Source organism: Thiocapsa sp. (assembly GCF_011390875.1).
Taxonomy (GTDB): domain Bacteria; phylum Pseudomonadota; class Gammaproteobacteria; order Chromatiales; family Chromatiaceae; genus Thiocapsa.
In genome coordinates, this window is sequence record NZ_JAABRP010000159.1 from 1 (window position 1) to 12078 (window position 12078).

The following is a 12078-nucleotide window of genomic DNA, read 5'->3' on the forward strand; positions in this document are numbered from 1 at the left end:
TGGATTGCGTCTTTGCGCCAGGAGTGAGCGACAATTCAGAAACAAGGTGAACACCTTGACGAACGCTGATGAACGCTGACGAACGCGTAGGATGGGTAGAGCGAAGCGAAACCCATCCAGCCCGCGCCAAAGGCATCGGACCGAAACCCGGCAACGCGGCGGTTTGGAGGATGGGTTTCGCTTCGCTCTACCCATCCTACGTGCTTGGTTTGTTTTTGGATCCCGGGCAATTTCCGCAACAGGATCCAAAAACCGATAGGGGCGGGTGAATCACGCCCCTATCGGTTTTCCGGGCATGCTCGGCCGGACATCAACCCGAGCGCACACGCGACTCGATGCCGGTCGACCCGCCCCCCGGCTACGCCACCTGCTTATCTGCCCCTTCGAGCTTACGGATCAGCGGATAGAGATGCTCTGTCTCGCGCTGAATCCGGTCCATCACCAGCGCAAACATCTGCTCCGTATCCTGCAAAAACGACGGATGATCATCAATCGTCAGGGACCGGCGCTTCTGCGAGCACCACTGCTTCACATAAGCATTGAAGATGCGTTTGATCTCGCTCGAGCCGGAGAGAAAACGATTCGCGGTATTCTTGATCTTTTGATCCGGATTGGAAATGAGCTGGCTGCAGATCTCGCGATCGACGAGCTCCATGTGCTCTTTGACGCGATTGGTCAGGTCGAAGAAGACATCGCAGGTGACATCCGTATCACACATGGATCGGTCTCGAACCAAATAGAGAAATACGTTCGAGAGCTCCGTAATCTTGTGGTTTTGCGCGTGTAATTGGGCGAATGCGACCATGGTAAAAGCTCCTCCGGTCGATAGGTAATAAACTTGGTGGTTCGAGACGATTCGGCCGGGCGGCCGGGTTTTTTGTGGTGGCCTAGGTTACAGGCTGCGGTCGGTGTCGCAGCTCCAGTAAACCATAGCGCTTCTGGTAGTTTACGCGAAAGCGCAATCAGAGAGTAGCCTGCGCCGGATCAAAAAATTCCGGGCAACTGCCCTTCGGTCTGGCCCGAATCCTAGACATAAGTATGGTTATTGGGGCCATCAAACCGCGACGACCGGAAAGGTAACTGCAACGGCGCAAGCGAATGCAATCGCATTCGCAACCGCGGCAACGGCCGGGTGGCGGGTACGGCGGTACACCCAGCCGCTCAGGAGGCCGTAGATCAAAAACAGCACCAGTATAGCCGGCACAATGATGACCAAAAAGAACAACTCGTTCAGGTTCAGCGCCACCGCGGCGAGCAGCGAGAATAGAAAGAGGACTTTCGTCAACCAATATCCGCCCCGCGCCGCACCGGGGCCGCGGGTCGCCCACTCGTCGGCGAGACAATAAAGGAGTGTTCCGGCGAGGATCGCGAGTACCAGGTGCAAGCGCTCCAGACCCGGAAGCAGGGCGGTCACGAACCGATCCGTCGGTACGGCAAAGGCGAGTGTCGCGTAGACCGAGGCAGCGAGGATCGCAATCGCCATCGCCGGTCGACTGACCGGCCCATTCCGAGCCGGTCCCGCGGGGCGCATCACCCACACGCCGATTGCAGTCAGGATGCCGTAGACGGCGAAGTGCAGCGCCAGATAGTCCCCGAGCATGATCGAGAGGAAATCGCTCGGGACGCGCCAGAGGATGAGCGGCGTCAGCACGGCCGGCGCGATCGCGACCGGCAGCAACCGCCGCCAGCTCAGGCCAGCGCCGCGGGGGCGGTCAGCCACCCGCGGCAGGAGCCTGGACAAGGGCCAAGCGAGGGCGAGGACACCGAGAAAGAGAAGCCCCAAGCCCACTCCGCGCCGGTCGACGAAGCCGCTTCCGGTGCGCTCGAACGTTGCGTCGAGCCAGGCCAGCGACTCGGCGAGCGCGCTCTCCGCATACAGCACCCCGATGTGCTCGACACCGGGCGCGAGCACCAGGCGTCGCGCGCTGCCGTCGCTCGGGTCGCCGTAGGTCCGTCCGGCCTCGACCTCGCCTCCCGTGGCCTCGGCGATCGCCGTTCGCCCTTGGCCGTGGAGCATCTCGGGCTCCAGGTCACCGTAGACGAAGAGGAGATTGCGTAGGGACGCGGTCTGCGTGTCTGCCGAGAGGTAGGGCGAGACCAGCACGGAGGCCGCGACCGGGGCCTCCGCGGATTCGGCGAAGCGCACCATGACATCGCCCGCCATCGAGTGCCCGAGCAGGGCGAGTCGGCCGTCCGCTCCGGGCTGCCGCAAGCCCAGGGCGACCGCCGGCATGAGCGAATCCGTCAGGACCCGCAGACGCGCCGCCTGATCCTCCAGGTCGGCAACAAACGGCGTGGAATTTCGCCCATGCCCCGGAAAGTCAAAAGTGACCGCGATATAACCGTTCCTTGCCAAGGTGACCGCGTAAGCCTGCATCATCTGACGAGACCCCGCGAACCCGTGCGCGATGACCACGACCGGCGCCGGCGCATCGCCTGCGGGGCGATACAGCGTCATGGGCACGCCGGCCTCCCGCACCTGGACGATCGACAGACCATGGGTGGCGGATTCGAGTTTCAGAAGTCCGGCCGCGAGAAGGCACACCGCAATCACGGCAACGATAACCGGAGCGATGACCGTGCCGACGGCGCCGGCGCGCTGCCCGACGGGGGTTGTGTCTGAGGGATGCATAGGCTCTCGAGCTGTGAGGGTCGACCGGGGCGGATCCGCAGGGTACAGACATGCCGACACCCGGGGAGCGTGTTAGACCGGTGGGTTCGGCGATAAACGCTCGTCTAGGGCAAATGCAGGGACGCCGTCGGCTTTTCAACGCGTCGCGGACATCCTCCGCTGGTTGTGTCTCCTCCCGGAGCGGTAGAATCGGGAATCGACCTTAGGGCGGCCGTTCGGGTGCGTACCGAAACACGACCGGACAGTCCGGCGGACATCCATTCGGGGCCGCGTGCGAACCGGCATCACGGGACACGCCTCATCATCACAGCTTTGCGGAGATCCACCATGTTGGACAAACAACTGCTCGACATCCTCGTCTGCCCCGTCACCAAGGGCCCGCTGATCTTCGACAAGACCCGCGGAGAGCTGATCTCGATCTCGGCGCAGCTCGCCTATCCAATTCGCGACGATATCCCGGTGATGCTGGAGGAAGAGGCCCGGCCGCTCTCCGCCGACGAGCTCGAGGTGTACCGTGAGCGCCGCTCGGGCTCCGGCAAGCACAGCCACCCGTAACGCCCGGGGCGGGGTCGATTCCGCCTGCAGCCCGGACCCGGTTTCGCGTCGGGTGGCGGACTGCGTTTCGGCCGGCATGCTGATGGTCGCCCTTCGGTTGCTCTTGATTCCCGTCACCGCCTTGGTCTGTCTCGGCGGATGCGCCAGCGGCCGCGTGCCCGAGGCGATTCGTGACTCGGCACTGCCCTCGCCCGCCGTGACCGAGGTCCAGCAACGGCCCGAGACCTTCATCGGACAACGCATGCGCTGGGGCGGGAGCATCCTGGAGGTGCACAACGCTCCGGACACCACGCGGATCGAGATCCTCGCCAGAGCCCTGAACGGGAGCGGAGAGCCCGAGGACACCACCCGCGGTCTGGGGCGCTTCATTGTCGAGCTGCCCGGCTTCAAAGACCCGGCGGAGTATCCACAACAACGTCGTTTGACGGTGGTCGGTCCGCTGGTTCGGATGGAAACCCGCGATGTCGGCGAATACCCCTACCCCTATCCGGTCCTCGCGGGCGATGTCTGGTATCTCTGGCCGGACCCGCCGACCGTCGCCGCCCCGTTGCCTTACGACTACCCCTGGTATCGCCCTTGGTATGGTCCCTTTTACGGACCCTGGTCCGGTCCTTGGTACGGACCCTGGTATTGAGGTGACGCGCAGATGAGCACAGACCCAAGTTCCAGCCTGAGATCAGGCCTGGCTCGGCCGAACAGATCCCGGCCGCGGAGGCGCATGTCCGCGCTCGGCAGCGGCGGTTGGTCGACTGCAGGGGTGCTCGTCGGGCTTCTTCTCGGGCTCGCAGTGCTCACCGGCTGTGCTAGCCGACAAGCCTGCGTCGAACCGGTCGGCGCCTCGGGGCTGACACCCGAGAGTGTCGGCTCGCGAGGTCAAGGCGAAGGCGCCGTTGTCACCTGGGGAGGCGTGATCGCCGACACCCGCAACCTCCCCCGAGAGACCGAGATCGAAACGATCGGCTACCGGCTCGATCGCTGCGGGAAACCGACAACGAGCGGCCCACCCAGCGGCCGGTTCATCGCCCGCCAACCGGGCTTTTTGGAGCCATCCGACTATCGCTCAGGCCGTCGCATTACGGTCACCGGCCGGATCGCAGGCGTGCGCGACGGTCAGGTCGGCGAGGCAAGCTACCGTTTTCCGGTCCTGGATGACGCCGTGGTACGTCTCTGGCCCGACGAGCCCGAAGACAACGGAGGCGGATGGACGCCGCGCCTGACGCCCTACCTCGGAATCGGATTCGGCAGCGGCGGCTTCGGGGGCATCGGCGGCGGAATCGGCCTCGGCTTCTGAATCGCGTCCCGAGCGGTCAATAGCGGTTCGTCGTGTCGCGACGGCCGCCGGTGCCCGAGAGATCATCAAGTGCATGTTGCACCGGACGCGGTTCAACCGGTGACGATCAGCCGTAGCGCATCCAATCTCAGGTGGGTCTTTGCCAACGCCTGAGCGAGCTGTTCGCGTCGGCCCTCAAGCGTGCTGATCTCCTCCGGGCGCACGTTCGGGTTGACCCGCGCCAGGGCGCGTAGACGGTCCAGCTCTTCGCCGAGGAGGTGTTGCATTCGCGCGGTCGCATCCTGACGCAGGTCGACCACCACCGCTCGCGCCAGGCGCTCGCCGGTCTCGATCATGGACACCAGGCGTTCGCCCCGCGACTCGAGCAGGGTGCGCGCGAGTTTGTGGTTATGGTTGAGACAATGGCCCTGCAGGTCCTCGTGTGGGATCGTCTCGGCCAGATCCACGCCGGACTCGTCGATCAGGAGGCGCAGCAGGGTGGGCGGCAGGAAGCGGCCCGCCTCCAGATGGGCCGGGGCCTGGCATTCGGCGACGTAGAGTGCCTCGAGCAGCAGGCTGGCGCGTTTGAAGCGCGCGTCACGGACGATCGTCAGGGCCGAGGTGCCGAGGTCGGATGCGCTTAGAAACTCCATCGCCGCGAGCACCATCGGATGCTCGCGGGTCATGAATTCCCAGTGCTCGCGAGAGAGCGCGGTGGCCCGGTCGAAGGTGACGGTTACGCCCTCCTCGGGCAGCTCGGGGAAGGTCTCTTGGAGCATATGCGCCCCCGGGCGCACCACCAATGCGTGGCTCGGCGCGGACTCGTGCTCGACACCGAAACCGTCCCAGAAGCGTTTGAGATAGTCGGCCAAGTCCTCGTCGGCGTCGGCCTGCTCGATGGCCTCGACCAAGACCGCGGAGCGCTCGGGACGGTGCGAATGCAACTCGAGCAGACGGTCGCGCCCCGCGGCCAGCTCGCCATTGATGCGCGCGCTCAGCGCGCGAGCCTCCACGACCAGGGACTCGGTGCCTTGCGGATCCGCGAGCGCCGCCATCAAGTCCTCGCGGAGCCGCGCGTAGACGGCCGGCGCGGCGGGACAGATGGCCGAGAAGGCGTGCAGGCCCTCGGCATACCACCGGAACAGGACCTCGCCCGGACTGCCGGCGAGATAGGGGACATGAATCTGCACCCGCCGGGTCTGCCCGATCCGATCGAGCCGCCCGATACGCTGCTCGAGCAGGTCCGGATCCAGCGGCAGGTCGAACAGCACCAGATGATGGGCGAACTGGAAGTTGCGCCCCTCGCTGCCGATCTCCGAGCAGAGCAGGATCTGGGTTCCGTCATCGACGGACGCGAAATAGGCCGCCGCCCGATCGCGCTCGCGGATCTCCATCTCCTCGTGGAAGACGGCCGCGTGGATGCCGGCACGGCGCAGCAGCACATCGCGCAGATCCAGGACCGTGTCTGCCGCGGTGCAGATGAGCAGCAGCTTCTCGGGGCGAAGCCGTCGCAACAGCTCGATGAGCCAGTCGACACGCGGGTCGATCTCCGACCAGGCCGGTCCGTGTGCGTGCTCGGGTGCGAGCCGCGCAGCCGCGTCGCTCGCAAGCGCCCGATAGACATCGGGCTCCGGCAAGGAATAGGGCAGCAGATCGCGGCCCGGAAAGCCGGGGATGGCCGCGCGCGTGTTGCGGAACATCACCCGGCCGGTCCCGTGGCGGTCGAGCAGCCGCTCGATGATGGTCTCCGCACTCAGCCCGTCCAGATCGCCCAGGAGCGAGGTGATGAGGGCCCGATCGGCATCGCCGAGCGCCCGCCCGTCGAGCAGGTGCGCGGCGGCCGCCGCGACGGGCGCATAACCCGCCTCCTCGGCGAGGAAGGACGCGTAGTCTCGAAAGCGCTGCGGATCGAGAAGCCGCAACCGCCCGAAGTGACCCACACGGCCCAACTGCTCGGGAGTTGCCGTCAGCAGCAGCACGCCCGGGGTGCGCTCCGCCAGATCCGACACCACCCGGTACTCGGGGCTGGCGCCGGCCTCCGACCAATCCAGGTGGTGTGCCTCGTCGACCACGAGCAGATCCCACTGACCCTCGACGAGCGCCCGTCTTGCCGCGGCCGACCGAATGATCCAGTCGAGGCTACAAAGCACCTGCTGATCCGCGAGAAAAGGGTTGGGCTCGGAGATGGACTCGAAGCGCTCGTGATCGAAGAGCGCGAAGCGCAGGTTGAAGCGACGCCGCATCTCGACCAGCCATTGATGCAGCAGCGGCTCGGGCGTGATCACCAGTACCCGGTGGGCACGGCCGGTCAGAAGCATGCGATGCAGGATCAGCCCGGCCTCGATGGTCTTGCCGAGCCCGACCTCGTCCGCCAAGAGCACGCGCGGGGCATCGCGTCGCGCCACCTCGGCCGCAATCTCGAGTTGATGCGGAATCAGCCCGACCCGAGCGCCGATCAAACCCCGCACCGGCGAGTCTGCCTCCCGCATCCCCAGCAACCAGGTCCGCCAGCGCAGATCGAACCAATGATCCGGGTCGAGCCGCCCGGACATGAGACGCTGATGTGGCCGATTGAATCTGAGTCGGTCGTCCAGCTCGGACTCGGGAAGCGTAACGACGGTACCCTGGTGGTCTTCGCAGCGATAGGTGAGGAGGCCCGCGTCGCCGGTGACCGATAGGATCGTCAGATCCCGACCCCCTCGATCGCGCACATGCTCGCCCGCCGTCAGCTCCAGACGCACCAAAGGCGGGTCCGGCAGGGCATAGATGCGCTGCTCGCCGGTCGCCCGATAAGCGATCTCGACACGACGCCCGTCGACGGCGACCACCAGCCCGAGGCCGAGCTCCCCTTGGGTCTCGCTCAACCAGCGCTGGCCGGGGAGAAAACGATGCATAGCATTCCGATAGGATTGAGCCGCGTCTTCTCCCGCGGCCATACATGGTCGAATCGAATATCTAAACCGCGTCGACACCAACGTCTTAGATGGATGCCAAACCGGCCGACCACTCAAGAGCGCGCAGAGCGTAACGGACGCGGTTTAGATGCGCCGACGATAGTCGAGGATGACCGACACCCCGTGCCGCTTGACCTCGGGCAACGCCCGCACGATCGCCCGACGCAATGTATTGGGCACCCGCTCGCACAGACGCGCCACCGTGTAGGACGGCAGACCGCCGGCAAGACGCACCGCCTCGGAGCGCGGGATATCCTCCAGGAGCCGAACCTGGGAAGGCTCGCCCATGCGCAGAAACCGCAGACGCGCCGCGTCGTACTCGCCGAGACCGCAGGCGCGACGCACCGTCACGACATCCTGCTCCGCGGACGCTTCACAAGCCGACTCAGACCGCAAGGGTGCGGTAACCTGCTCGTTACGATTCAGTGTGTTAATCATCAACTCCATCACCGGTTTCTCCTCGACGCCGCCAGGCGCGCCGCAGGACCATTGAACCTGAAAAGACCACCGTCGACCCTCAAACGGCTCGACGCACGCATTCAGGACAACCAAAGCCGGGAACCGCCGGCACCCAGTCGGATGCTGGAGTCTCAAGTAGAGCAGAGCGAGAGATCAGCGAGCCGGAACGGCTGGCGAGATCCAAAGACCGCGTGTGGCGGAATGCCGGAGTCGATCCTGATCCGCCTTCCGGGGCGAGAATCGCTTGGCCTTGGATCCGATGGATGCTCTTCCATCCGTGCCGGCGAGGTCACCGCACGTCCAGTCGAGCCAAGTGGAGGGGTCAGATGACCGTGTTGGAGGGCTCGTCCGAAAGACGCTGTTGCGACGCGCGCGCCGGGTCATGGCTGACCTTCACGCCTGTCTGCTGTCGACTCCAACTGTCCATACAAAAACAAGCCTCTGTGGCCGAACACGTGCTCTCGGGACCATATCGCAACGGACCCATCGGAGAGCGGCGCGCATTATGCGATCCTTCCGGTCAGGTAGCAAGACCTTCGAGGCAGACTCGACCACTTCCTGCCAGGTCGGACGTCTACCGAACGCACGCTCGGCGGCTCCCGTCGGGCGCTAGCCATCCTCGTAGACCAAGGGGACGCGTCTGTTGATGTTGGTGAAGAGTTGATAGGCAATGGTCCCGCTGGACTCGGCGACGGCGTTGGCCGAGACCTGTCCACCCCAGAGCTCGACCGGATCGCCGATGGCGACATTCTCGATCCCGGTCAGGTCAAGGGTCACGAGATCCATGGAAACACGCCCGACGATCCGTGTCATATGACCACCGACCGCAACCGGAGTCCCGTCCGGGGCATGACGCGGATAGCCGTCCGCGTAGCCGACTGCGGCGACCCCCACACGGGTCGGACGCGCGCAGACGAAGCGTCCGCCGTAGCCGACCGGCTCGCCCCGATCGAGATCCCGCACGGAGATGAGGGCGGACTCCAGCGTCATCGCCGGTCGAAGCATGTCGGCCGAGCGGTGCTCGTCGCCCAGCGGCGAGGCGCCGTAGAGCATGATCCCCGGACGGGTCCAGTCGCCGTGCGCGCGCGGCCAGGCGAGCACGGCCGCCGAGTTCGAGAGGCTGCGGGGCGCGCGCATCGCTGCGGTCGCCTGCGCGAAGACACGCATCTGCTGCTCGGTGTAGTCATGATCCGGCTCGTCGGCGCGGGCGAAGTGCGACATCAAAACCAGGCTCCGAACATGCGGGCAATCCGCAAGATCAGCATAGGCGGCGGCAAAGTCCTCCGGCGCAAACCCCATCCGGTGCATCCCGGAATCCATCTTGAGCCAGCAGTCGAGCGGACGCTCTGGCCGGGCGGCGAGTAGCCAGTCCAATTGCGGCCGACTGTGGATCACCGGCGTCAGGGCGGCGCGATCCAGGATCGTCATCTCCTCGGGCGAGAAAACCCCGTCCAACAGCAGGATCGGCGCGCGGATGCCGGACTCGCGCAACTCCAGCCCTTCCTCGGCATAGGCGACCGCGAAACCGTCGGCCTCCTCGGCAAGGGCACGCGCCACCGCCACCGCGCCGTGCCCGTAAGCGTTGGCCTTAACCACGGCGAGCGCCCGCGCACCCGGCGCCAGGGTCTTGGCATGGCGGTAATTGTGGCGGACAGCATCCAGATGAATGCGGGCACGGATCGGACGGGGCATGGCGTGCTCGGCGTGGGTTGTCGGCGTGGGATGGGTTGTCGCTTCAAGCCCGCCGGCGCGGGCTCCATCTCAGTCTATCGCACCCGAGCGCGGTCTTCAGCGATAGTCCGGATTGGGATGGCGACGGGACGAAGCTCCATTGTCCCCAATGGACCATCGCGATAGCCCCGATCAGTACCGGGATGGTCACGCCTCCGCCGAGGCGCGTCAGCCAATCGCGCCGGACCAGCCCGCCGACGAGCACGGCGAGACCGCCGCCGACCTCGGCCAGCGCGACCAGGACGGCAACCAGAGATGTGCGGGGATCGAGGATCGATGGCGCCAAGCGCCCGGACCACGTCGAGATCCGGGGCCGGCTGCACTGCTCCGCGATCAGTAGCTCAGGTCGGCGCTCCCCTCGAAGCCCTGGTAAATGTCCGGGCGCGAACCGCTGTCCGGGACCGCTTCGACGCGACTGAAAAGGTCGCTGTTGCCGTCGGCGAGGCCGGCGTAGATGTCGTGGCGGTCGCCGACACCGGGCTGCACCCCGACAACGTTCGGGCCAGCCCGGTGGCCGTCGAACAGATCCGCGTTGCCCCGGGCGAGGCCGTGATAAACGTCATCGGCGATGGCTGTGGTCGCAAAGGCGGTGATCGCGAAGAGTGAGGCGGCAATGGCGAGGGTGTACTTGGTCATGGTCTTTCTCCGGATTGTGGGTCGTTGACTCGGGAGCCACCGGGGTCTTCTGCGGCGGCTTGACCCTCTTAACGCAGCCGCCGTGCCAATCCTCTTCTTCGCCAATAAACTTATTTTAATTCAAATTTTTATGATCTCTCATGACAGGCTGATCGACGCCCCCGAACCCGAAAGCCCCTCACGAGACTTCGACTCCGATAACGTTTCGTTACATCGAAACGTGACGACGGAGTCCGTCGCGCTCGCAAGCCGGGACCATGACATCGGCATAAAGCGGGTCCATCACGTCCATCAAGAGACCTGCACTCCGCGATGACCTCGTCACCGCGCCGCGGGTCTGCCATTGAGAACCCTCGAGGGTGAACGGTGTCGGAGGTCGCGAACATGGAAAAACCGCGGAACTGAACACAGATAACCGGACAGGCAAAGCAGCGCCCTGCCCCGGCAGACCGCCAACACGCAAGTGCCGGCCCCAAGACCGAAGCTAAAGAGGTGGATGGATGGACGACGCGACAAAGCCCGCACCGGGAAAATCGCGCTGGCCCAGAGTGCTGATCACCGTGTCGGTGATCGTCGGTGCGTTGGCACTGATCTTGAGTCAACTCCCTCGCGGGGCCTTTTCTACGGACCTGTCGGGCATCGGCCAGGGGACCCCCGCTCTGGTGGTGGCCCGTGACAAGAACTATCTCGCAGGCGCCGAGGTGATGGACCTGATCAACACCATTCGACCGGAGTACGAGGGCAGGGTCGCATTTCTCGCGGCCCATCTCGGCCATCCTGATGGGCAGGCCTTTGCCCGGAGACATGACATGGAGGATGCCATCGTGGTCATTTTCGATGCAGATGGGTCGCCGACGGGGAGACTGAACATTCCGCAAACCGCCGACGAACTGCGGGCCGCACTGGATATCGTGGCCACCCCTTAAGCAAAGTGGTCAAGCTCATTCACGGGAAGATGGCGATTCCTGTTCTGCTCGGGCGGGATCCGCCGAGACGGGCACTGGCCGGCGGCGAGATCACCCGACCTGCCGCACCGCGCGGCTGAACCGGGTTTTGGCTTAGCCGCTTGTTATACCCGCCCTGCGACTTAGCCACCGCCTCAGAGAGGTTTGGCTTTCCCCGGAAGGTGTTCCCGCCAGAAGCCCCCTACGCTGACATCTTCGTCGATATCTTCCCAGTGGATACCTTGCCCGTTACCAATAAGCCTCCATCTCATCGGTTCTTTGGGGGTTGCATAGATAAGAAGGGGAAACCATTCACAAGGAACCGAGATGGTTCTACCGTCCGAAAGATCGACGCTAAGGGTATCCTCTGATACGGACACGTTCCTTGCGGTCTGCGTTTCAATCTGAACCGCCAAAGTAGTCATTCCAGCCCTCCGGCAACTCTTCGTGATGCGTTTTTACGAGATCATGGACTCGGCGCATCTCTGCGCGGCTGAAGGCTCCGCTTCTCTGTAGTCTTATTATCAAAAGGACGAACGAGATCCGGTGGCGCCTGCATGTAACATGCGAGGCACGACGCTCCGCTTCATATGCCTCGGTCACTTGATGTACCTTTCCATTTCCATTGAGCCGTGGAAAATTCCGAGAATTTCGACAGCATCCTGCCTGATGAGATAGGCAATTCCGTAATGGCCGTAAAGAAGAATTCTTACTTGCCCATCCTGCTCATCGCGGTATTTATAGCCAATCTCAGGAAAGCCTTCCAAGATCTGCGTCCTTTCATATATTCCTTCTATTACCTTCTGCGCGGACATGGGGTTATCTTCCGAAATATATTCATAGATATCTCGGAGCCATTTAACAGCCTCCTCTGTCCACCTTATTTCCGCCATGCGC

At 64.2% G+C, this 12078-nt stretch carries 13 protein-coding genes; 4 read left to right on the forward strand and 9 right to left on the reverse strand.

The window, feature by feature from the left end; translation table 11 throughout:
- Positions 1 to 358: 358 nt before the first annotated feature.
- Complete coding sequence (locus GPT33_RS13100; RefSeq protein ID WP_296809635.1) at positions 359 to 805, reverse strand: hypothetical protein; 447 nt, start codon at positions 803 to 805, stop codon at positions 359 to 361.
- A gap of 249 nt (positions 806 to 1054) precedes the next feature.
- Positions 1055 to 2632 (reverse strand): alpha/beta fold hydrolase, encoded by a 1578-nt coding sequence (locus GPT33_RS13105; RefSeq protein ID WP_296809637.1) that lies wholly within the window; start codon positions 2630 to 2632, stop codon positions 1055 to 1057.
- 330 nt (positions 2633 to 2962) lie between these two features.
- On the opposite strand from GPT33_RS13105, the gene GPT33_RS13110 reads away from it, so the two are divergent.
- The 3 genes from GPT33_RS13110 to GPT33_RS13120 all read left to right on the forward strand — a co-directional run bounded on the left by GPT33_RS13110 (position 2963) and on the right by GPT33_RS13120 (position 4478).
- Complete coding sequence (locus tag GPT33_RS13110; RefSeq protein WP_296809656.1) at positions 2963 to 3187, forward strand: Trm112 family protein; 225 nt, start codon at positions 2963 to 2965, stop codon at positions 3185 to 3187.
- A 52-nt stretch (positions 3188 to 3239) separates the two neighbouring features.
- Entirely contained in the window at positions 3240 to 3821 is a 582-nt protein-coding gene (locus tag GPT33_RS13115; protein WP_296809639.1) for a Slp family lipoprotein, read from the forward strand.
- Between the two features lie 84 nt (positions 3822 to 3905).
- Positions 3906 to 4478 (forward strand): Slp family lipoprotein, encoded by a 573-nt coding sequence (locus GPT33_RS13120; protein WP_296809640.1) that lies wholly within the window; start codon positions 3906 to 3908, stop codon positions 4476 to 4478.
- Between the two features lie 92 nt (positions 4479 to 4570).
- Here the strand turns inward: GPT33_RS13120 and rapA are convergent, their stop codons facing one another.
- The 5 genes from rapA to GPT33_RS13145 form a co-directional block, all read right to left on the reverse strand.
- On the reverse strand, positions 4571 to 7351 hold the full coding sequence (gene rapA / locus GPT33_RS13125) for an RNA polymerase-associated protein RapA (RefSeq protein ID WP_296809642.1): 2781 nt from the start codon (positions 7349 to 7351) through the stop codon (positions 4571 to 4573).
- 144 nt (positions 7352 to 7495) lie between these two features.
- Entirely contained in the window at positions 7496 to 7858 is a 363-nt protein-coding gene (locus GPT33_RS13130; protein WP_296809643.1) for a hypothetical protein, read from the reverse strand.
- A 621-nt stretch (positions 7859 to 8479) separates the two neighbouring features.
- Complete coding sequence (gene alr, locus GPT33_RS13135) at positions 8480 to 9562, reverse strand: alanine racemase (RefSeq protein ID WP_296809644.1); 1083 nt, start codon at positions 9560 to 9562, stop codon at positions 8480 to 8482.
- Between the two features lie 43 nt (positions 9563 to 9605).
- Positions 9606 to 9887 carry a hypothetical protein gene (locus GPT33_RS13140; protein WP_296809646.1) on the reverse strand — a complete coding sequence of 94 codons (282 nt, stop codon included), beginning with the start codon at positions 9885 to 9887 and terminating at the stop codon, positions 9606 to 9608.
- A gap of 47 nt (positions 9888 to 9934) precedes the next feature.
- Positions 9935 to 10237, reverse strand: coding sequence for a hypothetical protein (locus GPT33_RS13145; RefSeq protein ID WP_296809648.1), 303 nt, complete (start codon positions 10235 to 10237; stop codon positions 9935 to 9937).
- A 500-nt stretch (positions 10238 to 10737) separates the two neighbouring features.
- Between GPT33_RS13145 and GPT33_RS13150 the strand changes: the two genes are divergently transcribed.
- Positions 10738 to 11163 (forward strand): hypothetical protein, encoded by a 426-nt coding sequence (locus tag GPT33_RS13150; RefSeq protein WP_296809650.1) that lies wholly within the window; start codon positions 10738 to 10740, stop codon positions 11161 to 11163.
- A gap of 173 nt (positions 11164 to 11336) precedes the next feature.
- Here the strand turns inward: GPT33_RS13150 and GPT33_RS13155 are convergent, their stop codons facing one another.
- Together GPT33_RS13155 and GPT33_RS13160 are read right to left on the reverse strand one after the other, a co-directional pair.
- Positions 11337 to 11606 carry a DUF2442 domain-containing protein gene (locus GPT33_RS13155; RefSeq protein ID WP_296809653.1) on the reverse strand — a complete coding sequence of 90 codons (270 nt, stop codon included), beginning with the start codon at positions 11604 to 11606 and terminating at the stop codon, positions 11337 to 11339.
- Positions 11607 to 11780: 174 nt separating this feature from the next.
- Positions 11781 to 12078 (reverse strand): type II toxin-antitoxin system RelE/ParE family toxin (locus GPT33_RS13160; RefSeq protein WP_296809655.1); only part of this gene is annotated, 298 nt, incomplete at its 5' end.

Coding starts and splice junctions, on each gene's coding strand:
- GPT33_RS13100 (WP_296809635.1), bottom strand. CDS start 805: ATGGTCGCATTCGCCCAATTACACGCGCAAAACCACAAGATTACGGAG.
- GPT33_RS13105 (WP_296809637.1), bottom strand. CDS start 2,632: ATGCATCCCTCAGACACAACCCCCGTCGGGCAGCGCGCCGGCGCCGTC.
- GPT33_RS13120 (WP_296809640.1), top strand. CDS start 3,906: ATGTCCGCGCTCGGCAGCGGCGGTTGGTCGACTGCAGGGGTGCTCGTC.
- rapA (WP_296809642.1), bottom strand. CDS start 7,351: ATGCATCGTTTTCTCCCCGGCCAGCGCTGGTTGAGCGAGACCCAAGGG.
- GPT33_RS13130 (WP_296809643.1), bottom strand. CDS start 7,858: ATGGAGTTGATGATTAACACACTGAATCGTAACGAGCAGGTTACCGCA.
- alr (WP_296809644.1), bottom strand. CDS start 9,562: ATGCCCCGTCCGATCCGTGCCCGCATTCATCTGGATGCTGTCCGCCAC.
- GPT33_RS13145 (WP_296809648.1), bottom strand. CDS start 10,237: ATGACCAAGTACACCCTCGCCATTGCCGCCTCACTCTTCGCGATCACC.
- GPT33_RS13150 (WP_296809650.1), top strand. CDS start 10,738: ATGGACGACGCGACAAAGCCCGCACCGGGAAAATCGCGCTGGCCCAGA.
- GPT33_RS13155 (WP_296809653.1), bottom strand. CDS start 11,606: ATGACTACTTTGGCGGTTCAGATTGAAACGCAGACCGCAAGGAACGTG.